General features: G+C 62.0%; 27 protein-coding genes and 1 riboswitch. Of the genes, 9 read left to right on the top strand and 18 right to left on the bottom strand.

Features of this window, described 5'->3' with window-relative positions; genetic code table 11:
- Window positions 1–46: 46 nt before the first annotated feature.
- The 7 genes from ACNPM8_RS03900 to uraD form a co-directional block, all read right to left on the bottom strand.
- A complete protein-coding gene (locus tag ACNPM8_RS03900) occupies window positions 47–652 on the bottom strand; it encodes a malonic semialdehyde reductase (protein WP_105662234.1) in 606 nt (201 codons plus the stop codon).
- A 186-nt stretch (window positions 653–838) separates the two neighbouring features.
- The gene (locus tag ACNPM8_RS03895) at window positions 839–2,050 is read right to left on the bottom strand and encodes an MFS transporter (RefSeq protein ID WP_448939321.1); all 1,212 of its coding nucleotides are present in this window, start codon (window positions 2,048–2,050) and stop codon (window positions 839–841) included.
- 67 nt (window positions 2,051–2,117) lie between these two features.
- A complete protein-coding gene (locus ACNPM8_RS03890) occupies window positions 2,118–3,080 on the bottom strand; it encodes an ROK family protein (protein WP_286134082.1) in 963 nt (320 codons plus the stop codon).
- A gap of 295 nt (window positions 3,081–3,375) precedes the next feature.
- The gene (locus tag ACNPM8_RS03885; RefSeq protein ID WP_105656556.1) at window positions 3,376–4,911 is read right to left on the bottom strand and encodes a nucleobase:cation symporter-2 family protein; all 1,536 of its coding nucleotides are present in this window, start codon (window positions 4,909–4,911) and stop codon (window positions 3,376–3,378) included.
- Between the two features lie 75 nt (window positions 4,912–4,986).
- Window positions 4,987–5,910, bottom strand: a complete 924-nt coding sequence (gene pucL / locus ACNPM8_RS03880) for a factor-independent urate hydroxylase (protein ID WP_448939320.1) — start codon at window positions 5,908–5,910, stop codon at window positions 4,987–4,989.
- A 4-nt stretch (window positions 5,911–5,914) separates the two neighbouring features.
- Window positions 5,915–6,271, bottom strand: a complete 357-nt coding sequence (gene uraH / locus ACNPM8_RS03875) for a hydroxyisourate hydrolase (RefSeq protein WP_105656558.1) — start codon at window positions 6,269–6,271, stop codon at window positions 5,915–5,917.
- 67 nt (window positions 6,272–6,338) lie between these two features.
- Complete coding sequence (uraD, locus tag ACNPM8_RS03870) at window positions 6,339–6,833, bottom strand: 2-oxo-4-hydroxy-4-carboxy-5-ureidoimidazoline decarboxylase (RefSeq protein WP_105656559.1); 495 nt, start codon at window positions 6,831–6,833, stop codon at window positions 6,339–6,341.
- 322 nt (window positions 6,834–7,155) lie between these two features.
- On the opposite strand from uraD, the gene ACNPM8_RS03865 reads away from it, so the two are divergent.
- Entirely contained in the window at window positions 7,156–7,350 is a 195-nt protein-coding gene (locus ACNPM8_RS03865; protein WP_448939319.1) for a hypothetical protein, read from the top strand.
- Between the two features lie 98 nt (window positions 7,351–7,448).
- Here ACNPM8_RS03865 and ACNPM8_RS03860 read toward each other — a convergent pair whose 3' ends face one another.
- On the bottom strand, window positions 7,449–8,102 hold the full coding sequence (locus ACNPM8_RS03860; protein ID WP_332498188.1) for a TetR/AcrR family transcriptional regulator: 654 nt from the start codon (window positions 8,100–8,102) through the stop codon (window positions 7,449–7,451).
- Window positions 8,103–8,275: 173 nt separating this feature from the next.
- Between ACNPM8_RS03860 and ACNPM8_RS03855 the strand changes: the two genes are divergently transcribed.
- Window positions 8,276–10,549, top strand: a complete 2,274-nt coding sequence (locus ACNPM8_RS03855) for an ABC transporter permease (RefSeq protein ID WP_402741407.1) — start codon at window positions 8,276–8,278, stop codon at window positions 10,547–10,549.
- Between the two features lie 67 nt (window positions 10,550–10,616).
- On the opposite strand, the gene ACNPM8_RS03850 is transcribed toward ACNPM8_RS03855, so the two are convergent.
- Window positions 10,617–10,952: a LuxR family transcriptional regulator gene (locus tag ACNPM8_RS03850; RefSeq protein ID WP_133833835.1), complete on the bottom strand. Its 336-nt coding sequence runs from the start codon at window positions 10,950–10,952 to the stop codon at window positions 10,617–10,619.
- Window positions 10,953–11,058: 106 nt separating this feature from the next.
- A complete protein-coding gene (locus tag ACNPM8_RS03845) occupies window positions 11,059–12,075 on the bottom strand; it encodes an AEC family transporter (protein WP_448939318.1) in 1,017 nt (338 codons plus the stop codon).
- A 199-nt stretch (window positions 12,076–12,274) separates the two neighbouring features.
- On the opposite strand from ACNPM8_RS03845, the gene ACNPM8_RS03840 reads away from it, so the two are divergent.
- Entirely contained in the window at window positions 12,275–13,039 is a 765-nt protein-coding gene (locus ACNPM8_RS03840) for an SDR family oxidoreductase (protein WP_388024738.1), read from the top strand.
- Between the two features lie 250 nt (window positions 13,040–13,289).
- Here the strand turns inward: ACNPM8_RS03840 and ACNPM8_RS03835 are convergent, their stop codons facing one another.
- The 3 genes from ACNPM8_RS03835 to ACNPM8_RS03825 all read right to left on the bottom strand — a co-directional run bounded on the left by ACNPM8_RS03835 (window position 13,290) and on the right by ACNPM8_RS03825 (window position 14,593).
- Window positions 13,290–13,730 carry an SRPBCC family protein gene (locus tag ACNPM8_RS03835; RefSeq protein ID WP_166650752.1) on the bottom strand — a complete coding sequence of 147 codons (441 nt, stop codon included), beginning with the start codon at window positions 13,728–13,730 and terminating at the stop codon, window positions 13,290–13,292.
- A gap of 57 nt (window positions 13,731–13,787) precedes the next feature.
- Window positions 13,788–14,045 carry a hypothetical protein gene (locus ACNPM8_RS03830; RefSeq protein WP_286134083.1) on the bottom strand — a complete coding sequence of 86 codons (258 nt, stop codon included), beginning with the start codon at window positions 14,043–14,045 and terminating at the stop codon, window positions 13,788–13,790.
- A gap of 86 nt (window positions 14,046–14,131) precedes the next feature.
- Complete coding sequence (locus ACNPM8_RS03825) at window positions 14,132–14,593, bottom strand: MarR family winged helix-turn-helix transcriptional regulator (RefSeq protein WP_105656568.1); 462 nt, start codon at window positions 14,591–14,593, stop codon at window positions 14,132–14,134.
- Between the two features lie 169 nt (window positions 14,594–14,762).
- Between ACNPM8_RS03825 and ACNPM8_RS03820 the strand changes: the two genes are divergently transcribed.
- On the top strand, window positions 14,763–15,764 hold the full coding sequence (locus ACNPM8_RS03820; RefSeq protein ID WP_105656569.1) for a pirin family protein: 1,002 nt from the start codon (window positions 14,763–14,765) through the stop codon (window positions 15,762–15,764).
- A gap of 17 nt (window positions 15,765–15,781) precedes the next feature.
- A complete protein-coding gene (locus ACNPM8_RS03815) occupies window positions 15,782–16,114 on the top strand; it encodes a GNAT family N-acetyltransferase (protein ID WP_105662222.1) in 333 nt (110 codons plus the stop codon).
- A gap of 10 nt (window positions 16,115–16,124) precedes the next feature.
- Here the strand turns inward: ACNPM8_RS03815 and ACNPM8_RS03810 are convergent, their stop codons facing one another.
- From ACNPM8_RS03810 to ACNPM8_RS03790, 5 genes are all read right to left on the bottom strand, one after another.
- The gene (locus ACNPM8_RS03810) at window positions 16,125–16,313 is read right to left on the bottom strand and encodes a hypothetical protein (protein WP_448939317.1); all 189 of its coding nucleotides are present in this window, start codon (window positions 16,311–16,313) and stop codon (window positions 16,125–16,127) included.
- Window positions 16,314–16,326: 13 nt separating this feature from the next.
- Window positions 16,327–17,709 (bottom strand): MFS transporter, encoded by a 1,383-nt coding sequence (locus ACNPM8_RS03805; RefSeq protein ID WP_133833832.1) that lies wholly within the window; start codon window positions 17,707–17,709, stop codon window positions 16,327–16,329.
- Between the two features lie 23 nt (window positions 17,710–17,732).
- The gene (locus ACNPM8_RS03800; protein WP_105662220.1) at window positions 17,733–18,470 is read right to left on the bottom strand and encodes a ZIP family metal transporter; all 738 of its coding nucleotides are present in this window, start codon (window positions 18,468–18,470) and stop codon (window positions 17,733–17,735) included.
- 61 nt (window positions 18,471–18,531) lie between these two features.
- On the bottom strand, window positions 18,532–19,887 hold the full coding sequence (gene dnaB, locus ACNPM8_RS03795) for a replicative DNA helicase (protein ID WP_105656572.1): 1,356 nt from the start codon (window positions 19,885–19,887) through the stop codon (window positions 18,532–18,534).
- Window positions 19,888–20,955: 1,068 nt separating this feature from the next.
- Complete coding sequence (locus ACNPM8_RS03790) at window positions 20,956–21,456, bottom strand: flavin reductase family protein (RefSeq protein WP_105656581.1); 501 nt, start codon at window positions 21,454–21,456, stop codon at window positions 20,956–20,958.
- Between the two features lie 94 nt (window positions 21,457–21,550).
- A riboswitch (SAM riboswitch) is annotated at window positions 21,551–21,667 on the bottom strand.
- A 377-nt stretch (window positions 21,668–22,044) separates the two neighbouring features.
- Between ACNPM8_RS03790 and ACNPM8_RS03785 the strand changes: the two genes are divergently transcribed.
- The 4 genes from ACNPM8_RS03785 to ACNPM8_RS03770 all read left to right on the top strand — a co-directional run.
- Window positions 22,045–23,652 carry a long-chain-fatty-acid--CoA ligase gene (locus ACNPM8_RS03785; RefSeq protein WP_402735415.1) on the top strand — a complete coding sequence of 536 codons (1,608 nt, stop codon included), beginning with the start codon at window positions 22,045–22,047 and terminating at the stop codon, window positions 23,650–23,652.
- A gap of 15 nt (window positions 23,653–23,667) precedes the next feature.
- A complete protein-coding gene (locus ACNPM8_RS03780) occupies window positions 23,668–24,090 on the top strand; it encodes a PaaI family thioesterase (protein WP_105656583.1) in 423 nt (140 codons plus the stop codon).
- A 70-nt stretch (window positions 24,091–24,160) separates the two neighbouring features.
- On the top strand, window positions 24,161–24,751 hold the full coding sequence (locus tag ACNPM8_RS03775; protein WP_105656584.1) for a dihydrofolate reductase family protein: 591 nt from the start codon (window positions 24,161–24,163) through the stop codon (window positions 24,749–24,751).
- The coding region (locus ACNPM8_RS03770; protein ID WP_448939316.1) for a PQQ-dependent sugar dehydrogenase at window positions 24,744–25,673 on the top strand (930 nt) is incomplete at its 3' end. The genes ACNPM8_RS03775 and ACNPM8_RS03770, both read left to right, overlap by 8 nt.

The following is a 25,673-nucleotide window of genomic DNA, read 5'->3' as shown; positions in this document are numbered from 1 at the left end:
AATTCCGCGCTTCTGGCGCATGCCGTTTTCGAAGTACTCGATGCACCTAGACGGTGCGGACAACTGCTTCGTAGTCGAAGCGTGCTTTTGGCGAGCCGATCTCGCTTTCGGCTGGCTGGCCGATATTCACGACCAGGAAACTCTTCTGATCGCCTTCCGGGAAGAACGATGCGTCGATGGCGGAGAAGTCTGCGCCGGTCATTGGACCTACCGCGAAGCCCAAGCTGCGCGCGGCCAGCATGAAGTAGCCCGCCTGCAGGTGTGCGTTGTTGTTGCCGGTGGATGCGGTGAAGTCCGCATCAGCATCGTACATGGCCTTGGGTGCGTTGTAGCCGGGCAGGAAGTTGTCCCACTGTTCGTGCCATGCCGTGTCATAGCTGAGGATCGCTACCAGCGGAGCTGCGGCGGTCTTGGCTTTGTTGCCGTTGGAGAGCGCGTCGACCAGGGTGGCGCGGGCTTCGTCCGACCGCACGTAGGTGACGCGCAGCGGCTGGGAATTGAACGCGGTTGGACCGAACTTGGCCAGTTCGTAGATTTCCTGGGCCTGCTCCTCGGTAACCTCTCCGGTGAACGCGTTAGCGGTGCGCGCCTCGCCAAAAATGGCGTTGAGCGTTGCTGTGTCGGCCTGGATTTCCTGGGATGCAACTGTCATTGATTGCCTTTCAGATCTGTCCGAGGCCACTGGTTCGGGCCATTGCCGGATACGGTTTTCTTCTATCAATGCCCAACGAGGATCGGCTGCACCTCATTCCGGCAAGCCACGTGTTCTCTGCCACACGCAGGCCGGGGCTCGTCTGGAGCTCGGCTGTCCTGCCAGCAATGCCCGCCGCACGCAGGCCTAGGGTCCGGCAGGGATTCGCGAGTTTGCAGAATCGTCCCAGCGGCGATGAAGCCTGGCGCACCCGATTGCGCACAGTGCGATGATTGCGCCGAAGCAGGTCACTGCCATCGATTCGCCGCTGGTCTGCCCTACCCAGCCCAGCCCCAGCGCCCCAAGTGCGGTCAGGGCGTAGCCCAGTACCCAGAAGGCGGAGCTGGCGCTGCCTCGATGCCGCAGCTCGATGCGCCGCAGTACGATGCCCAGTCCCACCGGGAACAGCGCACCATGGCTCAGTCCAGCAACCACCAGGCCAACCAGGTACACCGTGACCGCCAGGCCCCCGCCCAACCTCGGGGCAATAGCTATCAGCACCGCGCCCACCGCCAGCCCGGCATAGCCCAGCTGCACTTTTTCGCTGACCAGCTTCCCGCCCGCTTTCTGGCCCACGGCAGTGGCGGCGAAAATCAGCGAACCGATGAGCCCCAGCAGGCGCAGGTCGGTAATCCCAAAGGCGCGGACCACCAGGATGGACGTCATGGCTGTACAGCCGCCCATGACCGCAAAGCCCAGGGTCATCAGTCCGCCCACGCAGAAGTCCCGTCGTGCCAAACGCGGCACCAGCGGAAGGCTGAGTTTCCATCCGCCCCGGCGGTGCGCAACACTGTCGGGGATCATGGCCAGCAGCACGATGCACAGGCCCGAAAGCACCGCGTGCACGCTGAAAGCGATCATGGGGGTAGCCGGGAAGAAGAAAGTCAGAAATGCCGCCAAGGCCGGACCGCTGCCTAGTCCCGCCATATTCGCCAGGCTGGAAATGGCGGCACCGCGTCCGGAGCTGGAGACCAGATCCGCCAAATAGGCTGTGGCCGTTCCGGTGACCAGCCCGGCGCACACCCCGGACAGGGTCCGGGCAATGAACAGCATGGGCGCGTCGGTGGCCAGGGCATAAAGCACCCCGCTGGCGGCCGAGGCGAGCAGCCCGAGAATCATGACGGGTTTGCGGCCAATGGCGTCAGAGAGGGAACCGAAGATGCACAGCACCGTGAGCACCACCAGGGCGTAGATCGCAAAAAGCTGGGTCGAGTCGGCGGTGCTCAGGCCGTATTCATCCTGGAGCATTGGATACAGCGCGGTCGGCATGGTGGTACCGCACATGGCGACCGCGTAGGTTCCCAAAACGACTGCTAGCGGCCCGCCACGGGTCTGCGGCGGCTTCTCTGGCAGGACCATGCCGGAACCTCGCTCTCGTGTTGAATAACAACCTGAGCCTAGATAAGACCTAATGTCCTGTCAATGTTTATTGCTGTTGATTGAACCTCGCCAAATCAGCAGCCCCGATCAGGCCTGCCACCGGACCCAATTCGGCTTGGCTGATCTTCGCAAAGGGACGGTAGCCCCTGCCGGAGAGGGTGCGGCGGTAAGTCTCCTCCGCGGTGGCCACCAGTTGCTTCGACGCCGCGCCCAAGCCGCCGCCGATAACGATGGTCCCCGGATCCAGAACCGAGACCAGATTCGAAATGCCCAACCCGAGCCATTCGCCCATATCCGCAATGAGGTCGGCGCACGCCGGGTCGCCCTCTGCGGCAAGTCGAGTTACCTCCGCCCCGGTAACGGCGTCCGGGTCATCGCCCACGGCCTCGCGCAGGCGGAAGGCCACCGGTGATTTGCTGCGCACAAGTTCGGCTCCTTCCCGGCCCAGGGCATTGCCAGAGGCGTACTGCTCCCAGCAACCGCGGTTTCCGCAGGCGCACCGATGGCCGCCGGGAACGATCACCTGGTGCCCGAATTCGCCAGCAATCCCGGACTTGCCACGGTGGATTTGCCCTCCGAGGATGACCGCCCCGCCGATCCCCGTTCCGAGGGTCAGGCACACCATGTCGCTTTCACCCCGGCCCGCGCCAAAACGATGCTCGGCCCAGCCGGCCGCATCAGCGTCGTTGACCAGAGTCACTTCATGTCCTACCAGCTGCATCAGACGGTCGCGCACCGGTTCATTGCGCCAAGACAGGTGGGGGCTGAACAGCACGTTCTGCCCCTTGCGGTCCATCCATCCCGCTGCTCCAATGCCCACCGGAAGACCTTCGTTGCCCTTCGAGAGCTCGCGGATCATCTCAGCCAGGGCACGTTCGGTCCCCGCCACGTCATGGTCAGGTGTCTCGCGGCGGATTTGCCCGAAGGCGTTCCCCTCTTGATCCACAAGGGCTGCAAGGATTTTGGTGCCACCGATGTCAACGCCGATGGAAAGATTTGCTGAACTCACAGTCATCTAGCTTAGACCCTCGCAAAACGCCGATGCTCCCGCTGCCGCACAGGAGCCCCTGACTGGTCCGGTGCCTGCATGGAACATCCAACGCAGTCCAGCACTTGGGCCAGCCCTGCGCCAGGTGCCCGGAAAACTCGTCCGGCGGTGCTCCCTGGCTGTTCGCGCTGTGAAGTGCAACTGCTCGAACTCGCGCAAAATGCCCGCAAACCGGAGTTTGCGAGCATTTCGCGCTAGCTGCTACTTCTCGTCATCGAGCAATTCCTCGGCCTCGGGTTCGGATGGGGCCGATTCCTCAGTGCCCTGATGTCTCGGCAGGCCTGGGTACAGGCATCTGGATGGCTCCGGTCTGGATCTGCTCGAATTCATCGGGTGTGACCACCGGAATTTCGTAGCCTTCCTTGTCGATGAGCTTGCCGCCCACGTAGTGGTCGCCATCGAGCAATCCGCAGATCTCCTCGGTCTTGACCATGCGCGGCGGAGCCGCCGAGAAGACCGATGCATCCTTTGTATTCCCGAACTTGAGTTCGTTGAACAGCAGGTTCAGCAGCACGGCCATCACGGCCGCCGAGGAAATCCCGGAGTGGAAGATCGTCTCGAACCACGTGGGGAATCCAGCGTAGAAGTCCGGCTTCACAATCGGGATGCAGCCAAAGGCAATCGATGCCGCGACGATCACCAGGTTCATGCCGTCGTACTTCACCTTGGACAGGGTCCGGATCCCGGAAGCGGCGACGGTGCCGAAGAGCACGATGCCTGCGCCGCCGAGCACCGGAGTCGGGATGGCAGCGACCACTCGTCCGAGGATCGGCAGCAAGCCGAGCACGACGAGGATGCCGCCACCGGCCGCGACAACGAAGCGGCTGGTGATGCCCGTGATGGCCACCAGGCCGACATTCTGCGCAAAGGCCGACTGGGTGAAGGTATTGAAAATCGGCGCCACTGCGGAAGAGGCCATGTCGGCACGCAGGCCGTCGGCAATGCGCTTGGAATCCACCTTCGATCCGGCGATCTCGCCCACAGCGAGGATGTCTGCGGTGGTTTCGGTGAGGATCACCAGCACCACGATGGTCATCGAGATGATGCCGCCGATTTCGAAGACCGGCATGCCGAAGGCCAGTGGCTGCGGGAAGGCGAAGATCGCGCCGTGCCCGACCTGCGAGAAATCGGCCATGCCCAGCAGCGCTGCGGCGACGGTGCCCAGCACGATGGCCAGCAGGATCGACATGCGGGAAATCGCTGCATTGCCGACCTTGGACAGCAGCAGGACCACCAGCAGTGTTCCGGCGGCCAGGCCGATGTTGGCCAGCGACCCGTAGTCATCGGCCTTCGCGTCCCCGCCCATGGCCCAGTTGGCCGCGACCGGGGTCAGCGAGATGCCGATCATCGTAATGACCACGCCGGTGACCACCGGCGGGAAGTACCTGACAATGCGGGCGAAGAACGGCGCTATGAGGAAGCCGATCAGCGCTGCGACGAGCACGGCCCCGAAGACCGCCTGGATTCCGCCTCCCCCGTTGACGATGGCCACCATGGTAGCCACGGATGCGAAGGACGTGCCCTGGACCAGCGGCAGCTGCGCCCCGAAGAACGGGATGCCCACGGTTTGCAGGATGGTGGCCAGCCCGCCGACAAACAGGCAGCAGGCGACCAGCAGGCCCACCTCGTCCGGGGCCAAGCCGGCAGCGTTTCCGATGATCAGCGGCGGGGCGATAATGCCGCCGTACATCGTCAGGACATGCTGCAGGCCATAGGCAAAGGACTTCCCCAGAGGGAGCTTCGCGTCCTCGGGACGATTGCCTTTGATAGATTCATCTTGTGTAGCGCTCAAGGCTGACCTCCTACGTCAGTCGCTGCCAAAGGTGTGCCGGCGTGCCAGCGCCGGCCCCCCTTCAACGCCGTTCAGTTAGATAAATGCCGGAATATTGGCCCAGATGGGGTGATTCGCCTCGGTGCCTTCGCGGGTGATCGTCGCTTCGATCAGGCCGTACGGGCGATCCGCGGCGAAGAAGACCTCATTGGGGTTGTCTTGGCCGAAGACTTCCAGGTCAACCAGGAAGTGGTGCTTGTTCGGCAGGGACATCTTGATTTCGGCGATTTCCGGATGCGCTTCGAGCACTGCCTGCCCCATCTGGAACATGGTCTGCTGCAACGCGTACGAGTGGGTGTCGGCGAAGCGGGTCAGCAGCAGGTGGCGCACCGAGGTGTAGACCGCGTCGAAGTCGATGCCCTGGGCGATGGCCTGGCCGGTGTAGCGCCAGCGCGCAGTCACGTCGGTGGCCAGGATGCGGTCGGTGGTTTCCTTCAGGGTCGTGTACTTGTCCACCGGGAAACCGTGGAACTCGCTGCCCGTGGACTTCAGGACGGTGAGGTCCTCCAGGCCGGCAACGATGGACTTCTTGCCTTCGGCGTCGATTTCCAGCACGGCGGTGCGCACTTCGGACTTGTTCTGCGAGAAGGCGTGGTCATGGTCGTTGATGCGGTCCCAGAAGAACTGCTGGGCTGCCCAGCGGCCGCCGGTGATCCACTCGAATTCGCTAGTGAAGTGGTTTCCCAGCTGCACCAGGAACTCCTCGATGGCGCCCACGCCGTTGCGGGCCAGGCCATAGACGGTGTTCTTCTGGGTGTCAGTGGCGACGACGCGGCCGTTGTCGCCGTCCTGGTGCGCGGCGGTGAAGTCGCCGTGCAGCTGGCTGGTGACGTTCAGGTCCTGGATCTGGTGGCGCACGGTGTCGCGGGTGATCTTGACCAGGCGGACTTCGGCCTTGCCGTACTGGTTGGAGCCCAGCACGATCTTGGTATCTGCTGGGGCGGTGATTTCGGTAGTCATTGTTCTAACTCCCTCGGTACGTGGAATAGGCAAACGGGCTGATAAGAAGAGGTACGTGGTAGTGCTCGTCGACGTCGTTGACGAAGAAATCGATGCTTACCGCGGGGAAGAAGCTTTCCGTTCCCTGCTTCCCGAAGTAGCCGCCGGTTTCAAAGGAAATCCGGTAGCGGCCGGCTTCAACCTGTATCGGTCCGAGGTTCTTGATGCGGCCATCGGCATCCGTGGAACCCGAGCCGATTTCTTGCCAGCCGGATGCCGTCTTGGCTTCCAGCGTGGCCTTGACACCGGAGGCAGGCCTCCCGGTCCCGGTGTCGAGTATGTGGGTGGTGATGTGGCTGCGTTCGCCGTTTCCATCTGCCATGTTCATCTCCTGGCTGTCGGAGGGATTGGTATCGATAAATGCGCAGGGGTTCACCCCGGGCATGGGCTTAGTTGTCCACCGAGTTCTCCAGCCGCAGCAGCGCAATCTGGCGCAGCTGCTCGGCTACTTCAAGCAGTTCAGCCTGTTCTGCGTTGGCCAGCCGGCGTTCGCATTCGGCAAGGATTTCTTCGGTGCTGCGGCCGGCGGCGCGGATGAGGAATACCCTGTTGAAGCGCTGCTCATAGGCCCGGTTGGCTGCTGCCAGGCGGCCGGCGACATCGTCATCAAGGTCCAGGCCTGCCTGTTCGCCGCGGGAGAGGTCCGCTTCCTTGCTGCTTCCCTGCGCCTGTTCGCCGATGCGCGGATGGTGGGCCAGGGCGGCGGCAATTTCCTCGCGGCTGAAGGGAGCGACGTCCTGCAGCGCAAAGCTGGAAAGCGCATCGAAGCTGCTGAAAGGACGGGCGGAAACAAGGGCATCGATCCAGCGGTCGACATCGACGCAGGGGCGCAGGAAATCAGCGGCCTCGGCTGCGGGCAATTGGTTGAATACGTCTAAACGCATCGGGTGATCAGCTCTTTTCAAACGGTCGTTCTTTCCACGGACCTTGGCTGAACACCCTTACCACCGAAGGAGACTTCGGCTTCGACTCGATGCTGGTTTCGTGGAACCTTGTGTGACCACTGTAATCCACCTCACAGCGTCGCAGTCAAGCGAAAGCTGGAAAAACTTTAACAAGTGTGACTTTTTGCCGGTTTCCATATTGTGGATAGATAATTTTGCGCCCAGCTATTGCAAACGCTCGGACCTAGCCCACATAATGGTTTCACAAAACAGAAGATAATTTCCATATTATGGAAATGCGAAATCGTGAAGGAGGGTCGCAATGACCGCTATCAACCCAAGCAAGATCAACTGCACACCGGAGGACCAGCGCCTCATTGCCACCACCGACGCCTTGCGCACCGGACTGTTCCAGCCCATCGAGAACCTGGATCCGGATATTGCCCGCCAGCCGCGAATCACCCGCGAGGTTCCCTCACTGTGGAGCCGCCTGTTCGGCCAGCACCCGGGACGCTAGGCGTCCCCTGAAGACCACGCAGAGGCCAACCCCTGAGGCGTCGGGACCTGGCCTCTGCGTTTTTTTAATTCCGGCTGCAGCGCCTCGCGCCAGCCCGGCTAGTCCTCGCCGAATCCCATGAAGTCGGCCGCAGCGGTGCTTGGCGCCGCCAGCATGCCGACCATGGAATCGACCAGGAAGTAGCCCAGCGATTCCCAGTTGCCCTGCTGCTTGCCTTCATTGACCGTGCGCTCGTACTGCGCGCACAGCCCCAGGAACATCGGACCGAGAATCAGCGCACGCGACCTGACCACGACCTCCGGAATGCCCTCGAATTCCTTGCGAGCACGTCCTGGGCCCGCCACGCTCAGCACCTCGTCGCGCAGGCTGTCGCCCACAATCGCCGGCAGTCCTGGATGCAGCCGTGCCTGGTAGAGGAATTGCGCCCGCCAGGAGGGCCGCGGCAGCGCGTCAAAGGAATAGATCCAGGGAAGGGTCCGCACGGTGACCACCTCGCGCAGACTCGCCTCCGGTCCGCCAGCAAGGGATGGCAGGCGATTGCGGCAGCTGCGCATGTCGTCCAGCGCCCGCTGGAGCATGGCCTGCAACAGGTCCTCGCGGCTCCCGAAATGGTATTTGATCGCCGAATGGTTGGCAGTACCGGCATGCTCGGTAATTTTCCGATTCGATACGGCGTCTATGCCGTGGCTCGCGAAGAGCTCTTCTGCCGCATCGAGCAAGACCTCCCGCGCCTTATCGCCGTGTCGGCTCACCATTCCCGCCTTTCCTCGCATCATCTCGTCCCGGCGTCCAGGAAGTGAACCTCGGCACAGTTGCTGACAATTTTACGCCATGTGGCGTAAATTAGTTGTTAGTATTCAACTAAAGACCTTGGCGGGTTGCCTCGCACCCCGCTGCAGACCGAGAATCCAAGGAGCATGCGCAGTTGAGCAACGACGCCGCAGTCACTGAAAACCCGCCGCCCTCCCGCAGGGCCAAGCACGAGAAGCAGCCTCTTTCCGAGCAGGAAGCGGCCGCCAAACGCGCCAAGGCCGAAAAGATCGGCAGGACTGTCGCAGTGTTCATCATGCCATTGATGATCGTGGGCATGATGATCTGGGGCTACCTGGGAGCCATGCACCACCAGTCAGCCGCGAACATGCCGGTGGCCATTTCGGCCACCAGCAGCGCAGCGGCCAGTGACTTTGCCCGGGCGCTGGAGGACAGCAATGCTGAGGCCGTGGACCTGCGCTTCGTGGACTCGGCCCGCGAAGCCCGCGAGCTGGTCTACGACCGCGAAGTCACCGCTGCGGTGGACCTCGATGGCGATACGGCCACGCTGTACACCGCCAGCGGCGCCGGCATGTCAGCCACCTCGGCCATCACGGCCGTGCTCACGCCGGTCATCATGGAGCAGTCGCTGGAACTGGCTTCCCAGGATCTGGTGCCGCTTCCGGAGAACGACTCCATGGGCATGGGCGCCATGCTGCTGGCCACCGCGATGATCACTGCCGGCTACATGCCCTGGTCGATGGCCTTCTCGAACTCCCCGGAACTGCTCAAGCGCCGCCGCGCGCTGCCGCTGCTGGGCGGATGGTCGATCCTGCTCTCCGGGCTGGGCATCCTCGTCGGCGGCCCGATCCTGGGCGTCATTCCTGCCGCGAGCATCCTGCCCGCGTGGTCGACCCTGGCCTTGGGCGTCTTCGCCGTGGGCGCCGGGCAGCTGCTGCTGACCCGCATATTCGGCGCCATGGCCGTCATCCCCGGAATGTTCCTGTTCATGGTGCTGGGCCAGCCGGCCTCCAATATGGGCATGTCGGTCTACACCCTGCCGAAGATCTTCCCGTTCCTGCACCAGTTCCTGCCGATGCCGGCCCTGGGCGAAGCCATGCGCTCGGTGCTGTACTTCAACGGCGACGGAGCGGCCCGGCATATCCTGATTCTCGCCGGCGGTGCCGTCGCGGCGCTGCTGCTGGTCGCCCTGCTCGATGCCCTGCGCATCGCCAAGGGCAAGAGCGATATCCCCACCCAGATCAATGTCGCTTCCCTGCATGGCGGCCCGCGCCCCAAGAACAAGGCGTGGCGCTACATCACCTTGGCCGCGCTGCCCTTCGGCATGATCGCCATCATGCTCAGCTCGATGCTCGGCGCCATGCAGACCCCGGTGCCACGCGACATGCCGGTAGCCGTCGTGGGCTCCTCCGTGGAGCAGGCCCAGCAGACCGTGGATTCGCTGAACGAATCCATGGAGGGCATGTTCGAGTTAACCGCCATGGACAATGCCGCTGACGCCCGGTACCTGGTCGAGTCCCAGGAGCTGACAGGGGCCTTCGTGCTGCCTTCGGAGCAGAGCCCGGAAGCTGCCGTCTATACCGCCCAGGCTTCCGGCAACGCCGCATCGCAGCTGGTGGTCCAGGTGTTCACGCAGATCGGCCAAGCGCAGCAGATGGACGTGGACCACCAGGAGCTGGCCCCGCTTCCGGAGCACGACAATATGGGCACCGTGGCCATGTACCTGGGCATGGGCTGGGTGATGGCAGGCTTCATGGTCATCATGGTCGGCGCCACCGCGGCACCGCACATGGCCCCGCTGCAGAAACTGGTCCCGCTGGTGGCCGTGTACTCGGCCTTCATGTCCGCCGTGCTCTGCCTGATCGCCGGCCCGTTCACCGGGGCAGTGGAGGGCCACTTCGGGCAGCTGTTCAGCGTCGGCATGCTCGCGATTTTCGCGGTGGCCATGCTCACCACGGTATTCAACCGCCTGCTGGGCATGGTCTGCCTGGTCCCGACCATGCTGATCGTGATGTTCCTGGGCGTCCCCGCCTCCAATGGCGGGCTGTCCATCTACATGGAACCGCGCATCTTCACCATCCTGCACGACATCCTGCCGATGCCGGCTGCCGTCGAAGCCATCCGCGCGATCGTCTACTTCGACGGGGTCGGGCTCGGCTCCCACCTGGTGGTCCTGGCCATTTGGGCCTTGGCCTGCCTGGCCGTGACCATGGTCATCGACCAGCTCAAGCCGGTGCAGACCTCCAGCCACCCGGTTTCCGCCGAGGAGCTCGCCGCGCTGCAAGGCCGGGCGCTTGAAGCCAAGGCGAGCGAAGCCGCGGCATCCGCCGACGCCATCGACGCTGAAGCCGGGGACTTGGCAGACGCCGAAGCCGCGGCCGGCGAAAGCGGCACTGGAGACCGGGAGAAGGACGCGGTCAGCGTCTAATCAGTCCTTCTCCCCTGCAGATGCGGGCCGGTTCATGGATGTGAACTGGCCCGCATTTTGGTGTCCCCTAGCGATCGATCTTGGCTACGGTGAGCAGCACGCTGGAATCCTGCGTGGCGCTGATTTTCAGCCTCCCCTCGGGAAGCACAATGAGATCCTGGCTGCGCCCCTCCCACTGGTTGCCCATGGATGAAACGGTGACCCTGCCCTGGAGGACCAGCAGTGTCGCTTCGCCGGGATTCACATGTTCTTGCAGCTCGGTGCCGGCCGTGAGCCCAATGACGGTTTGGCGCAGGGTGTGCTCATGTCCGCCGAAAACCGTGCTGGCAGCTCGGCCATTGGTTGCATCCGCGGCTTCCCTCAGCTGGGTTCGGGCGATGGCGGCCAGCGAAAACTTCTTCATCAAATCCCTGCATCTCATCTCTCGGGCTGGATACTCCGGGCTGATTAGCCTGTGCTGCTACAAGACTGTCCCCGCACCGGGGCAAAGGTCAAGGAAAGCGCGGGGACTACTTCAGTACCAATTGAGCCAGCACCGGCAAGGCAATGACCGACAGGACGCAGGTGATCACGATGGCCACCGCGGTCGGCTCGCCATCCCCGGTGTCGTTCTGGGCCATGATGTAGGCGGTTGCGCTGACCGGCATGGCCGCCATGAGCACCGCGGCATTGAACCAGATGCGATCCAGATCCGGGGCGAAAACAAGCAGCATGGCCACCGTCAGCAATGGCATCGCCACGAGTTTGCCCAGCACCATGGCCGCGATGGAGGTTCTCGCCCAGCTGCCGCCAGCCGCAGAGCCATCCGGAGCAACCGGTGCATGCTTCCTGGCACGCGAACGGTCAATGGTCCGCTTCAGCGACATGCCGATGACGAAGAGCGCCCCCGGGGCGGCCGCGGCGGATATCAGGTCAATGGTGTCGTCCACCGGCCGTGGTACGGGCACACCGAGGATTGCTACCGTGCCGCCAAGGACCATGGCCCAGGTGACCGGGCTGCAAACCAGGGCATTGCGGATGGTCCGGGCGATGCGCGCGGCGCTTGCCGGATGCTGGCCTCCTTTGCCGTTGGGCAAGAGAATTTGGGCGAGGATGGGGAATCCGACCATGAAGATGATGTTGTGGACCAGTTGCCCCATGCCCGCGGCGAACCCGGCTTCTGTGCCCATGACGCCGAGGATAATCGGGATTCCCAAGTACGACACGTTGCCGAAGCTGGTGGTCAGCATGCCGGCGAGCGCCCGCGCCCGGTTTGCGCGCAGCAGATAGCGGAAAGCCAGCCAGCTGAGCAGGGCGAAAAGCAGCGCGGAGACGATACTGATCCACAGGAATGCGAGCGGCACGCCTTCGCTGATATCCGCCCGGGCTACCACCTTGTAGAGCAGCGCCGGCAAGGCGACATAGAAGACGAACACATTCAGTGCCGGTTCCACGCTGGCCGGGAATTTGGGTGCATGGCTGGCGCCGTAGCCGATGAGCATGACGAAGAACAGCGGCAGCACGCCATAGAGCACGTCGAGGAACACAAGCCTCCTTAGGGAATGTTCGGCCGGGGTCGCGGGGACCGAGCACTTCAAGGTTAGTTGCTTGCCAGGCTGATCCGGGAAATGCGCTCGGGGGCGCTTCGCAACATGCAGGCGAAAACTGGGGTTTGGCGGCGCAAATTCCTAGGATGAGACCACGCGCCTCGTCCGATCACTGTTGAGCTTTCCGCAAGGAGAATTAATGTCCCACGCATCTGGAGTCCCGCAGGCCCCGCGCACGATTGCCATCACCGGCGCAGGATCAGGCATTGGCCGCGCCACCGCACGCCTACTGCTGGCGCAGGGATGGAATGTGGTGCTCGCCGGGCGCACCGCGGCTAACCTGCATGAGACGGCGCAAGGCCACGGTTCCGCCTTGGTGGTTCCCACGGATGTTAGTGATCCGCAGGCTGTGGAACACCTGTTTGCCGAAGCGGCGCAACGTTTCGGCACGGTCAATGCGCTGTTCAATAATGCCGGGATTTTCGGTCCCTCGGCAGCCATCGATGAGCTGAGTCCGGCCCAGTGGGATGAGGTTTGCCGGATCAACCTCACCGGGGCCATCAACGCGGCCCGCACGGCCTTTGCCCATTTCAAGGCCAACGACGGCGGACGCATCATCAACAATGGATCGATTTCAGCGCAGGTTCCGCGCGTGAACTCCGTTGCCTATACCGTCACCAAGCACGGCATCGCCGGCTTGACCAAATGCCTTGAACTTGATGGACGGGAGCACCGGATCAGGGCCACGCAGCTCGATATCGGCAACACCGCCAGTGACCTGCTCGATGATTTCGGTGCCACCCAGGGTGCCCTGCAACCGGGCGGCCAACGGCTCGTCGAGCCGACATTCCCGCTGGCCCAAGCCGCTGAGGCCGTTGCGCACATCGCCGGGGTTCCGCTCGGTACCTCCATCAACCAATTCACCATCACTGCTGGCGGAATGCCCTACATCGGGCGAGGCTAGGGCGCAGGCAACCGGAGGAAGGAATTGGCGTGCAAGTCGATGCTCCGGTTGCGTGCGGCAATGCTCCGCGCCATCAGATCATCATGGGATTCTGGTTGCGCTACACGGCATGAACCTGCCAGAACTGCGCCAGTGGCCGCAGCGAAACGCCTTTCAGCCACGTGCTGCGCTTTGACTCCGCCGGCAAGAGCGCGAAACTGGCAGGCGTTCGCAGCTGCTGTGCTGGTTCTTCCCCTGCCGTACTAAAGGCCTAGAAGAATTCCGCCAGCAGCGCTTCGAGCTTCGCAAAAGCGGAATTCCATGCCTTGGTGCTGGATTCGATAACCTCATAAGGCAATGGGGTTTGGGTCAGCGTCAGCATCGTCTGCCCGGCGAATTCCTTGAATTCGATACGGGTTTCGATCACGAGGTCCAAGGTCATTTCGTGCGGGCCGTCGGCACTGACCAGGCATTCGTACTCGTCGAAAGACGTCAGGACCGCCTTGAGCGGCACCTTGGCATCCGGGTTATCAGCCTGCACCATATTCAGCTCATGCCGGCCGCCGACCTTGGCTTCGAATACGACGGAATCTTCCTCGACAAGCCAGCCATCGGGACCCCACCACTGGGCGATGATTTCCGGCTCGACGAAGGCAGCCCAAACGGCGTTCTTCGGTGCGGAAAATTGCCGGGCGACTACGAGTTCAGTCATCGATTCCATAAGGTCAATATTATCGCGGCCCGCCATCAGGTTCACCCGCAGGGGCAACTACCCCTGCGGACGGCGAGGCTCCATGCGGCTCGCGGTGTACAGCGTTTGCTCATCCGGCGAGGTTCCGGCAGCTTCATGGGCGCGCATGACCTTCATTGCGCGGTCCCATTTGATGCGTTCGCGAGGGCTGGCGAGGACACGGCGCTCGGCCGGACCGAAGATGGACAATCCCAAGTACTTCAGACGCCAGAATATGCGGTAGCCGACGCTTAGTCCGGTGGTATCGGAAATGATCGGCAGGGGTGATTCATCCATGATCGTCGTCCTCTTCGGTCATTGGGTTTGCGAGTACTGGCACTTCAATCATACGTCATTAGTTGGTGCACCAACTAAATGGGGTTCTAGCTTTTCGGAGCGTTCGAACCTGCAGCAATAATGCGGTCCAGGATGCCGCGCAGCTCCAGCACATCCTTGTCGGTCAGGGCAAGCCGGGCCATCATTTCGCGCGGCACCTCCACCGCTTCAGCACGCAGCGCGGCACCCTTCTCGGTGGGCTGAATGATGACGGCCCGCTCATCGTCCGGGTTCTTCGTCTTTGCCACCAAACCGGCAGTTTCGAGGCGCTTGACCAACGGGGAAAGCGTTCCCGGATCCAGGTGCAGATGCCCGCTGAGGGCACGGGCGCTGATCGGCCCCAAGTCCCAAAGGGCCAGCATCACCAGGTACTGGGGATGCGTCAGCCCCAGCGGATCCAGCACGGGCTTGTATGCCGAGATCACCGAGCGCGAGGCTACGGCCAGGCCGAAGCACACCTGCTTTTCCAGCTTGAGAAGATCTTCGTCGCGAAGAATAGCACTGTCCACGTTGTCGCAAGCTCCTTGAAAGATGCCTAATACCACTGCATTGATCGTACCGCGGTCGAGAATACCGTGCCCGGGCCGAAAGCTGCCCCGGGTCGCAGCGCCAATTCCAGTTGCGTTCGAATCGGTGGCGCAAGTAGTCAAAGCGGGCCACAGTGAATAGCCTTGGCATATGAGCAATCTTGAGCACCGGCCTGAGGAGATCGGCTGCAGTGCAGTGCGTTCCCAGGCAGAGGTTGAAATCCTGGAACCACGCGAAGTGCCCTTGGGCGGTCCGCGGGCAATGACGGTCTTCCGGACACTGCCGCAAAAGCAGCGCAGCCTGATCGGCGCTTGGTGCTTCCTGGACCATTACGGTCCTGACGATGTCGCAGTCACCGGCGGGATGAACGTGCCTCGTCACCCGCACACCGGACTGCAGACTGTCTCTTGGCTCTTCACCGGAGAGATCAACCATATGGATTCGGCCGGGTTCAAGGCGACCGTGCGACCCGGCGAGGTCAATCTGATGACCGCCGGGCACGGAATCAGCCATTCGGAGATCCTCACCGAAGACACCACCATCCTTCACGGCGCCCAGCTATGGACCGCGCTGCCGGATCATGCACGGGATATGGAACATACTTTTGAGAACTACCGCCCGGAAGCGCTCACCGCTCCCGGCTGGTCGCTGTCGGTCTTCCTTGGCACCTACGGGGTGTCGGGCAAGTCGTCCACCTCCCCGGTAAAGACGCACACCGAGCTCGGTGGCGCCGAACTGCGCCTTGAACCGAACACCGAGATCGAAGTGGTTGTCCCCGGGCACCATGAGCACGGGATCCTCCTGGACTCCGGCAATCTTGAAGTCAACGGCCATGAACTCGCTCCACGCGATCTCGGGTTCGTGCGTGCGGGATGCACGACCCTGCGCCTGAAGTCCGGGGACCAGCCGGTTCTAGCGCTGCTCATCGGCGGAGAGCCGCTGAAGGAAGACATCCTGATGTGGTGGAACTTCGTAGGCCGCACCCATGAGGAAGTCCTCGCGTTCCGCGCGCAATGGCAGGCCGAGATCGGGGCCGAGCCCGGGGATGCCTCCGAGGATCGCTTCGGGCCTTTCCCGCCTAATACTCCGGCAGCCTTGCCGGCTCCAGCACTTCCCACCGTTCGCCTGCGCCCGCGCGTGAACCCCGCCTAACCAATAAGGAACTCCCAATGAGCGACATCAAACCAGTATTCCTGCCCGAGCGCCAGCGCTTCGCCCTCGACGATGACGGCAAGATCATCGGAGCGGCGCACTACCGCGATTTTGATGGGGCCCAAGGCGTCGAGCGGATCTTCTTCCACACCACCGTGGATGAGGAATACGGCGGACAGGGCCTAGCCAGCGTCATGGTGAAATTCGCGCTGGAGAACACCATCGCCAGCGGTGCCAGGATCGTTCCGGTCTGCCCGTATGTGAAGGCCTACGTTGCCAAGCACACCGAGTATGCGCAGCATATCGTGGAACCGGACAAGGACCACCTGGGCATCCTGCCGCGCGGCTAAGCCGGAGATCTCAGGGGTTCATCTCGAGGCCGCGTGCGGCCAGCTCGTCGCGGAGGATGCGGATGGCTTTCGGGCCGACACCGTGCAGCGCGAGCAGCGCCGCAGTGCCGGCCTGCGCCGCCTGCTCGAGACTGGTGATGCCGGCCTGCTCGAAAGCCCTGGCGGCGGGGTTGCTCGTCTTGGGAAGCTCTGTGTCCATGATCCCAGCGTAGTCAGGCTGCTGGCTGCGCAACAGGTTTGGTGCGCGGCGAGATCGCGATCAGGACCAGAATCAGCAAGAGGCTGAAGCTGAAGACCGAGATGAACTCCATCCCGGTGGCGGCCATCGCGAAGATGACGCCACCGATGGCGGTGGTTCCGGCGTTGCCCAGGGAGTCGGCCACGGTCATTGCCGATGAGTTGAATCCCTGTTCATCCTTGGCAGACAGGGCCAGCATGTTCACGTTTTGCCGCGGGAAGATCATCCCCATGCCGAAGCCGCCCACGGCCCATCCGCAGACCAGCACGAGGACCGGCGGATGGAAGATCGCGGTGGCCAATGCGGTTGAAATCGCTACGCTGCCGGCGATCGCACCCACGGTGATGCAGGTGGAGGATTCCACCTTATCCCCCAGCTTTCCTTGCAGCCATGAACCCACCGACCAGCACAATGCCGAGGCCGTCAGGATCAGGCCCGCCCGGTCGGGCCCCAGCTGGTAATCCTCGCGCAGCAGGTACGGCAGATAGACTTCCACGCCGAAGAAGGCCCCGGCCACGAAGATGCGGGTCATGATGGTGGACGGCAGCCCCTTGGCCAAGCTGAACGTGCCCTTGGGCAGCAACGGGCGAATTGCTGCAAGGGCTACCGCCAATGCCAAGACCAGTCCCAGAAGGGACCAGCTGCCCTGCGCATTGCCGAGCAAGTTCATGCAGATGACAGCCAGTCCAGCCAGGCCGGCCAGCATCAGCCGCTTCTTGGAAATCGGCCCCAGGTCCGGATTGCGCTGGGAGCTCAGCGACTTCAACGCCGGCACGATCCCGCAGAACGCGAGAACCACCAGCACCGCCACGCCGGAGAACACCCAGCGCCAACCGAGGTGCACGGCCATCAAGCCGGCCAGCCAGGGGCCGATCATCGCCGGGACCACCCAGGCGGTAGCGAACAGGGCGAAGATCTTGGAATGCAGATGCGCAGGATACGCGCGGGCAATGAGCACGTAGATGGCGACGGTGATCGCGCCACCGCCAATTCCCTGCAAGATGCGCCCGGCAATCAGGACCTGCATGTTCTCGGCTGAACCGCAGATCAGCAGCCCAATGCAGAAAACGGCCACGGCGATGGACAGCGGGTGCTTGGGCCCCCACCGGTCGGTGACTTCTCCGGCGGCAACCATCCCCAGCATCCCGCTGGCGATTGGCGCGGCAAAGGCCAGGGCGAAGTAGCGTTCGCCCTCCAGCAGCTCGCTGACCAGTGGCATTACCGTGGTCACGGCCATGGATTCGAAAGCGACCAGGAAGACGAGCACGAACATGCCAAGGGTGGTGGCAAGATACTGCGGAGCATAGATCGTGGACTCGGCGCGCTCGGCTGATTGGCTGCTGCGGTTCAGGGGCATGCATCCATGATCTCAGGTTTCCCCTAGCCGCCGATCACGTGCAGGCTGAAGGCCGCCAGGAAGCCCGAAGTCACCAGCAACCCTGTGTAGTCGTGCTCCACCTTGTACGCTTCCGGAATCATGGTGTCGGCGATCATCGTCAAGATGCCTCCGGCAGCGACCGCGGTGGCGAAGGCCAGCACTTCACCGGGCATGGATTCCAGCAGCAGCGCTCCGAGGAAGGCAGCGATGCCGCAGGAAATGGCTATCGATCCCCAGAGCAAAACGATCGAGGACCCCTTGCGCCCGGACGCTTTCATCTGTGCGGTACTCGCCAGCCCCTCGGGGACATTGGAGATGAATATGGCGATGAGCATCGCCGGATTAATGCTCGCGGTGGCGACCACGGAAAGTCCAAGGGCCACGGACTCGGGAATGCCGTCGATGAGTGCACCGACCGCGAGCGCGGTTCCCGATGGCTCCTGCTCTCCTGCGCGCTGCGCCTGCCGCTTTGAGGTTCTCCAGGCCAGCAGCCGGTTCGCGCCGAAATACAAGGCAGCGCCCACGATCACGCCGCCCAGCGTCGCAACGAGGCCGCCGGTTTCATAGGCTTCGAGCACCAGCTCGAAGGCCAGTGCGCTGACCAGGACCCCGGCACCGAAGGCCATGATGGCGCTGACCCAGACCTTGGGGATCTTCAGCCACCAGGCCGCGCCAGATCCCAGCAGCAGGGCCGAGCCGGCCACAGTGCCCCACAGCAAAGCCTGCATCGAAGCGAACATGGCACCCACTATAGCCAGCAATTCGCTGGCTTAGTAGGTGCCATATGAGTTCTGACTGGGACTAACCCTCGGTGGACATGTTGTTGAAGCGCGAGTAGTGGCCCTGGAAGGCCACGGTGATGGTCTTGGTCGGACCGGCACGGTGCTTCGCGATAATCACGTCAGCTTCGCCCGGACGGTTTTCCTTGTCGTAGACGTCATCACGGTGCAGCAAAATCACCATGTCGGCGTCCTGCTCAATCGAGCCCGATTCGCGCAGGTCCGAAACCATTGGCTTCTTGTCGGTACGCTGCTCGGAACCACGGTTCAGCTGCGACAGCGCAATCAACGGAACGTCGAGTTCCTTGGCGAGCAGCTTGAGGTTACGCGAGAACTCGGAAACTTCCTGCTGGCGCGATTCCACACGCTTGCCCGAGCTCATCAGCTGCAGGTAGTCCAGGATGATCATGCGCAGCTCGTTGCGCTGCTTGAGGCGACGGCACTTGGCACGGATTTCCATCATGGACATGTTCGGCGAATCATCAATGAACAACGGGGCTTCGTTCAGCCGGCCCATGGTCGTGGCGATCTTGGTCCACTGTGCGTCTTCCACCGAGCCCTTGCGCAGATCCTGGAGCTGGATGGATGCTTCGGCCGAGAGCAGGCGCATCGCAATTTCATTGCGGCCCATTTCCAAGGAGAAGAACACGGTGGCCATATTGTGCTTGATGGCAGCAGAACGGGCGAAGTCCAGCGCGAAGGTTGACTTGCCCACCGCAGGACGGGCGGCGATGATGATCATCTGGCCGCCCTTCAGGCCCTGGGTCAGCTCGTCGAATTCATAGAATCCGGTGGGCACACCGGTAATGCCATCGCCCGCGTTGGCCGCGTTCTCGATTTCATCAACGGTGTCTTCGATGATGTCCGAAAGGCGCACGTAGTCTTCACTGCTGCGGTTCTCGGCCACCTTGTAGACCTCTGCCTGGGCTTCGTTGACGATCGCATCAACTTCACCATCTGGAGAGTAGCCCATCTGGACAATACGCGTTCCGGCGTCAACCAATCGGCGCAGCACGGCGCGTTCGCGCACGATTTCTGCGTAGTACCCGGCGTTGGCTGCAGTTGGAACCTGCTGGATGAGATTGTGAAGGTAGGCGGCGCCACCAATGCGCGAGATCTCGCCGCGCTTGGTCAGCAAGTCGGCTACGGTGACCGCATCGGCTGGTTCGCCACGACCGTAGAGGTCGACAATCGCCTCGTAAATTGATTCGTGGGAGGGACGGTAGAAGTCGGTGCCGCGAATGGATTCAACGACGTCAGCAATGGCGTCCTTGGAGAGCATCATGCCACCGAGGACCGACATCTCGGCCTCGATATCCTGTGGCGGCTTGCGCCCTGCGTCGGAATCTCGTCCTTCGTAAACCGGCTCAGCACTCATTGCAGACACTTCCATCCCCTATTGACCCGCTGGGGAAAATTATCCTTGCCTCATGGCAACGCTTCATCGTGTCAGTCGATACGGACATTTGGATGTCAGGCGCCTGTGGATATTTCTCTCCCGAACCCAACACTAGGGCTGTTATTAACAGGCGTAAACCTCATTATCCACAGAATATGTGGATAACACTCCTCTACCTGTGGAGTTCCCTGTTCACAGTCTGGGGAGAACTCTGTGGATTACCCCACTCTACGTATCATTAATATCTGTTGACTTGGTTGTTTGTATTCGCACACCTGTGGACAGAAACTTAATTCATTGAAGCTCACGCCAACCGGCCCAAGGTTATCAACACCCTTAATCGCCCAGTTCCCGGGGTTTTTCACCCTTTGCACACATTTGCCCATGTCTTGTCCATAGCCTTGTGGATAACCTTGTGGATACTGGTGAATTTACAAAACCCTAAGTCACCGTGGATTAAATTCGCCAGCAAGGCCGGATCTTCCAGTAGTCCACAATCGGCCAGGGTTTCTGCGTTCGGGGGCGGTGGATAACTTAATGTGTGCAACGACTCGGCGGGCGAACCTGGATCAGCGACTGGGCTGCCGGCGCACTCTCGCCACTTCGCGTCCGCGACGCGCGCCAGTGAAGACCCCATAAAGCGCCGGTTTCATTTGTGATGCGCAGCCTTTGCATGGCTCGGAAACCCCATCCGAGGGTTGCCGGCAATTCGCTGCCACTCTGGTCCAGCGTGCAGCGAGGATCCATGAGCTACCTGCGCGGTTCTGTTCGACAGCCCAGGCGGGTGGCGGATATGGCGAGTTCAAGGTTTCTCGCGACAGATACTTTGATGACGAGGTTATCGCCAAATGCCTGGGGCAGCTGGCCCAAGATGGCAGGCCATGAGATTGCCAGCCATCTTGCCACGTCTTCAGGGTGGCGAGAGAGAACGGGCATTGCCGGTGTCGAGGGCTGCGGGGAACGGCTCAACCCGCCTAACCGGAATTCAAAAAGCTCCGGCCAGATCGATGATTTGATCTGGCCGGAGCTTTGGAAGATGCGAAGCGCTTATACGAGCTCAGGAATCGGCAGCGAATGGAACCGCGAATCATGGAAGATCTGTGGCGAGTGCTCGGAGGTGCGGTGCCCGTGGACTTCCATCAGGACTACCCAGTGATCCCCCGCTTCGACCTCGTTGTAGATCGAAGTCTCCAGCCACAACGTTGAGTCGTTGACGAAGAGCGCGCCCTGATCCGAGGAATAGGTATCGATTCCGCGGAACCGGTCGCCATTTTTCGAGGCAATCTGAGCGCAGACACCATCATTGCGTTCGCTCAGCACTGAGACGCCAATGCGGCCAGCTTCGCGCAGCTTTGGCCAAGTGTTCGAGGACTTCTGCACGGCGAACATCACCAGTGCAGGTTCGAGGGAAACTCCCACGGTAAACGATGAAGCGACAATTCCCGTCTTCACGCCATCCAGTTCTGCACAGAGGGCGGCTACCCCTGATGGATGCTGAGCGAAAACCTTGCGCAGGGTCAACGGGTCAAGTTCAAGATTCAATGACATGGCTCGATTCCTTTGGGTCTTGCCCACCGCGCAGTAGCCTGCAAGCATTGGCTTCTCGTTACTCGAAGCCGCTTGGGCTGAAGTTCCGCGCCGTGTGCGGTACTTGTTCCAGCACATTTTGCGTGGAACCGAATCCTCACCTGGAGCACCCCACTACCGTTGAGAGGGTTGCCGATCAGCAAGCCAGGGCTTATAGCTGATGCTCTTGATTCTGTTTAAAACGATATGGCTCATGACGAACAACCGTCAAACATTTCACTTCGCAAATCGCAATATTCGACGCAATATTCGATCCAAGGCCCCGCGGGGAGTCCTTGGGCAGTCTTTTATTCGCCATGCGCCGCGCTTCTTGAACCACTCGGCCCCCATGATCGCAGCAGGCTTCCGCCGCCCTTGATTCGGCAGAACACTAACGCCTCCCCTGGGCTCGGGGCCCTGGCGCGAATCCCCTACCGCCCACCGTAATGAAACTTGGTTTCCCGGCATGACGCTGAGGTTCATGCCACTATTGGTCATGGAGTGCATTGAGTCACACTCCTGCTTATTGTTCTCCGTAACCATCGATGACGATTGAGGAATAGCCACACCATGGTAGAGATTCAGGCCAACCATTCAGAATTGACCCCACTGCGTTTCTTGGAACGCACAGCCGAGGCCTATCCGAAGAAGACCGCCGTCATCCATGGAACTCGCATCTTCTCCTATGAAGAATTCGAAGCACGGGTGCACCGCTTTGCCCAGGCGCTGAAGGCTCGCATTGAGCCGGGCGACCGCGTGGCCGTGCTGGCACCGAATACTCCCGAAATGCTCATGGCGCATTACGCCGTACCGCTGGCAGGCGCAGTCCTCGTTGCCCTGAACACCCGACTCTCGGCCCACGAGCTGCAATACATCATTGATCATTCTGCTGCCAAGCTGATGCTTGCCGACACAGAGCTGCTGGAAAACACGAAGACCCTGCGCCGCGATAACCCAACGCTGGAGGCGCTCATCGAGATCACCGATGACCAGTACGCCGGAGAACGTCCGGACGTGCCCGTGGACGCCACCTTGGACGAGCTAATCGCACAAGCCTCGGATGAAAGACTTCCCTACGCCATCGCCGATGAGCGGGCTCCGATCACTCTCAATTACACGTCGGGCACCACCGGCAAGCCGAAGGGCGTGCTCTACTCGCACCGCGGCAGCTACCTGAACTCGTTGGGCGAAGCGCACCACCAGGGCTTCACCGCCAAGACCCGCTACTTGTGGACCCTGCCGATGTTCCACTGCAACGGCTGGTGCACTCCATGGGCCGTCACCGCAGCGGGAGGAACGCACCTGTGCCTGCGCGGCGTGCGCGAAGATTCCGTTTGGGATGCCATCGAGGATCTTGGAACCACCCACTTGTGCGGCGCTCCGACCGTCTGCTCCATCATCGCCGACTCTACCCGCGCCCACCAGCTCGATGCGCCACTGCGCATCACCACCGCAGGAGCTCCCCCGTCCCCGGCAATCATCTCCAAGCTGCAGAAGCTGGGCATCGAGGTAGTCCATGTATATGGCCTCACCGAGGTATACGGACCGTACACGGTGTGCGAGTACCAGGATGAGTGGGATGCCCTCGATGGCCCGGACCGGGCCGCGAAGCTCGCCCGCCAAGGCGTTGGCATGATTACCGCCGAGTCCGCACGCATTGTTGACGAGAACATGAACGATGTCCCGGCGGATGGACAGACCATGGGCGAAATCGTGCTGCGCGGCAATAACGTCATGATCGGCTACTACCGCGATGAAGCGGCCACTACCCAAGCTTTCCATGGCGGCTGGTTCCACACCGGCGATCTGGGTGTCATGCACCCGGATGGCTACATCCAGGTGCGCGACCGGGCCAAGGACATCATCATTTCCGGCGGCGAGAACATCTCCACCATCGAGGTGGAGCAAGCCCTCGCCTCGCACCCAGAGGTGCTGGACCTGGCCGTCATCGGCATCGCGGACGAGAAATGGGGCGAGCGTCCGGTGGCATATGTCATCCGCGCCAGCGGATCCTCCCTGGACGCGCAAACGCTGATTGAATTCGCCCGCGAAAAGCTGGCCGGTTTCAAGGTGCCGCGCACCATCGTCTTCCCGCAGGATCTGCCGCGCACCTCCACTGGTAAGGTGCAGAAGAATGTCCTGCGCGCCCAGGCGCTAGAAGCCAGCACACCGAACTAGCCTGAGGATCACCAATTGGAAAACACTGCACCGCGGATTCCCAACAAGACCAGCCGCTTCACCGAAAGCATCGGACTGGAATTCGACGAAATCACGGCCACGGAAGTACGCGGCCACGCGCAGCTGGACGAGAACCACCACACCCCTTGGGGCGTGGTGCATGGCGGCGTTTACACCTCGATCATCGAGAGCGCAGGATCAGTGGGCGCCAGCTACGCGGTGGCCGAACGCGGGCAATTCGCCGTGGGCGTGCACAACGCCACCGACTTCCTGCGCCCTTCCACCGGAGCACGGGTTCAGGTAATCGCCACCGCGCTATTCCAAGGGCGCACCCAGCAGCTCTGGGAGGTCATCATCACCGATGAATCCACCGGCAAGCAGCTATCCCGCGGCCAGTTGCGCACCCAGAATGTGGATTTGCCTGAGAATCCGGCCTAGCTGGTTTTCACACCGCGAGCACGGGCGTACGGTAGGTGGCATCTAACGCTCAAGCTCCAGGAGATTCGCCATGAGTGCGACCTATACCTTCGATGTGTTCAGCAGCCTCGATGGCTTCGGCAGCGCCGCCGGCGATTGGGGCGGCTACTGGGGAAAACAGGGGCCAGAGCTGTTAGCCCACCGCCTCGCGCTCTACACTCCGGCTTGCCGCATGGTTTTCGGGGCCAACACCTTCCGTCTCTTCAGCCGCTTCTGGGCAGAAATCGAGGCGAATCCCGAGGTTGAAGACGCGTGGGGTGTGGCCCTGCACGACAAGCCCGCCACCGTCATCTCCACCACCCTGGAAGAGCCGCTGTCCTGGCCAAACCCCACGCTGGAGCGCGCTGATGCACTGGAAGTCGTCGCACAGCTCAAGGAAGCTTCAGATGTGCCGCTGCGCTCCCACGGCTGCTTGGCGATGAACCATTCCCTGCTAGCGGCAGGTCTTGTGGACTTCATCCAGGTGACCATCTTCCCGGTACTGACCGGGCATAGCGGTTCCGCCCCGGTACTTGGCGGGGTCGATGACTACGATCTGGAACTTGTCGAGTCCAAGCTGCTGGACGGACGGATCCAGGAACTGACTTATCGCCCGACGCGCCATCAACCAGCCCATGCATAGCAGCTCGATGAAGCGCATTCTGGGTACCTGCCTAGTGCTCGGCGCAGTGTTCCTCGCCGGATGCTCCGCGACAACGCCGCCTCCAATCACGGCTACCGAATCGCAAGCTGTTCCAGCACCACTGGCCACCGGACTCGAAGCCCCCTGGTCCATGGTCTACGCGCAGGGCAGGTTGCTGGTCAGCGAACGTGATTCCGGGCGGATCGTGGAGGTTTTGGAGTCCGGAGAACTGCGCGAATTAGCCCGGCTCGATGATCTGGTAGCGACGGGAGAAGGCGGATTGCTGGGCCTGGCCTTCCTCGCACCGGACCGGCTCTATGCGTATTCCACCGCGGAATTCGGCAACCGCATCCAGCGGTTCACGGTGCAAGGCAGCGCCGGGAATCTTTCACTGTCGGCCCCGCGCACCTTGATTGACGGGTTGCCCTCGGCCAGCATCCACAACGGCGGGCGGTTGGCCATCGGTCAGGACGGGATGCTCTATGCCACCGTGGGCGATGCGGGCAATCCCCAGCAAGCCCAGGACCTGCAGCAGCTGGGCGGAAAGATCCTGCGCATGGCACCTGACGGCAGCGTCCCGGACGACAACCCGTTCGAGAATTCCCTCGTCTACAGCTACGGGCACCGCAATGTGCAGGGCTTGGCGTGGGGTGCTGATGGCACCATGTTCGCCAGCGAGTTCGGGCAGAACACCTTCGACGAGCTGAACATCATCGAAGCCGGGGGAAACTACGGCTGGCCCGAAGCCGAGGGAAAAAGCGGCGGAAATCCGTCGTACACCGATCCGATTGCGCAGTGGTCCCCGTCCGAAGCCAGCCCCAGCGGCATCGCGATCCTCGATGGCACCCTCTACCTGGCGAATCTGCGCGGAGAAGTGCTGCGCGCGGTGGAACTGGACGAGCCGGCCCCCGAGCATGAACTG

Source organism: Glutamicibacter sp. AGC46 (assembly GCF_053543715.1).
Note: the sequence above shows the minus strand (reverse complement) of the source record. Positions and strands in the feature narration are given on the sequence as shown.

Coding starts and splice junctions, on each gene's coding strand:
- ACNPM8_RS03805 (WP_133833832.1), bottom strand. CDS start 17,709: ATGCCCCTGAACCGCAGCAGCCAATCAGCCGAGCGCGCCGAGTCCACG.
- ACNPM8_RS03810 (WP_448939317.1), bottom strand. CDS start 16,313: ATGGACACAGAGCTTCCCAAGACGAGCAACCCCGCCGCCAGGGCTTTC.
- ACNPM8_RS03840 (WP_388024738.1), top strand. CDS start 12,275: ATGTCCCACGCATCTGGAGTCCCGCAGGCCCCGCGCACGATTGCCATC.
- ACNPM8_RS03830 (WP_286134083.1), bottom strand. CDS start 14,045: ATGGATGAATCACCCCTGCCGATCATTTCCGATACCACCGGACTAAGC.
- ACNPM8_RS03785 (WP_402735415.1), top strand. CDS start 22,045: ATGGTAGAGATTCAGGCCAACCATTCAGAATTGACCCCACTGCGTTTC.
- uraD (WP_105656559.1), bottom strand. CDS start 6,833: ATGCGTTTAGACGTATTCAACCAATTGCCCGCAGCCGAGGCCGCTGAT.
- ACNPM8_RS03895 (WP_448939321.1), bottom strand. CDS start 2,050: ATGGTCCTGCCAGAGAAGCCGCCGCAGACCCGTGGCGGGCCGCTAGCA.
- ACNPM8_RS03775 (WP_105656584.1), top strand. CDS start 24,161: ATGAGTGCGACCTATACCTTCGATGTGTTCAGCAGCCTCGATGGCTTC.
- ACNPM8_RS03865 (WP_448939319.1), top strand. CDS start 7,156: ATGACCGCTATCAACCCAAGCAAGATCAACTGCACACCGGAGGACCAG.
- ACNPM8_RS03815 (WP_105662222.1), top strand. CDS start 15,782: ATGAGCGACATCAAACCAGTATTCCTGCCCGAGCGCCAGCGCTTCGCC.
- ACNPM8_RS03900 (WP_105662234.1), bottom strand. CDS start 652: ATGACAGTTGCATCCCAGGAAATCCAGGCCGACACAGCAACGCTCAAC.
- ACNPM8_RS03820 (WP_105656569.1), top strand. CDS start 14,763: ATGAGCAATCTTGAGCACCGGCCTGAGGAGATCGGCTGCAGTGCAGTG.
- ACNPM8_RS03850 (WP_133833835.1), bottom strand. CDS start 10,952: ATGAAGAAGTTTTCGCTGGCCGCCATCGCCCGAACCCAGCTGAGGGAA.
- ACNPM8_RS03790 (WP_105656581.1), bottom strand. CDS start 21,456: ATGTCATTGAATCTTGAACTTGACCCGTTGACCCTGCGCAAGGTTTTC.
- uraH (WP_105656558.1), bottom strand. CDS start 6,271: ATGGCAGATGGAAACGGCGAACGCAGCCACATCACCACCCACATACTC.
- pucL (WP_448939320.1), bottom strand. CDS start 5,910: ATGACTACCGAAATCACCGCCCCAGCAGATACCAAGATCGTGCTGGGC.
- dnaB (WP_105656572.1), bottom strand. CDS start 19,887: ATGAGTGCTGAGCCGGTTTACGAAGGACGAGATTCCGACGCAGGGCGC.
- ACNPM8_RS03835 (WP_166650752.1), bottom strand. CDS start 13,730: ATGACTGAACTCGTAGTCGCCCGGCAATTTTCCGCACCGAAGAACGCC.
- ACNPM8_RS03800 (WP_105662220.1), bottom strand. CDS start 18,470: ATGTTCGCTTCGATGCAGGCTTTGCTGTGGGGCACTGTGGCCGGCTCG.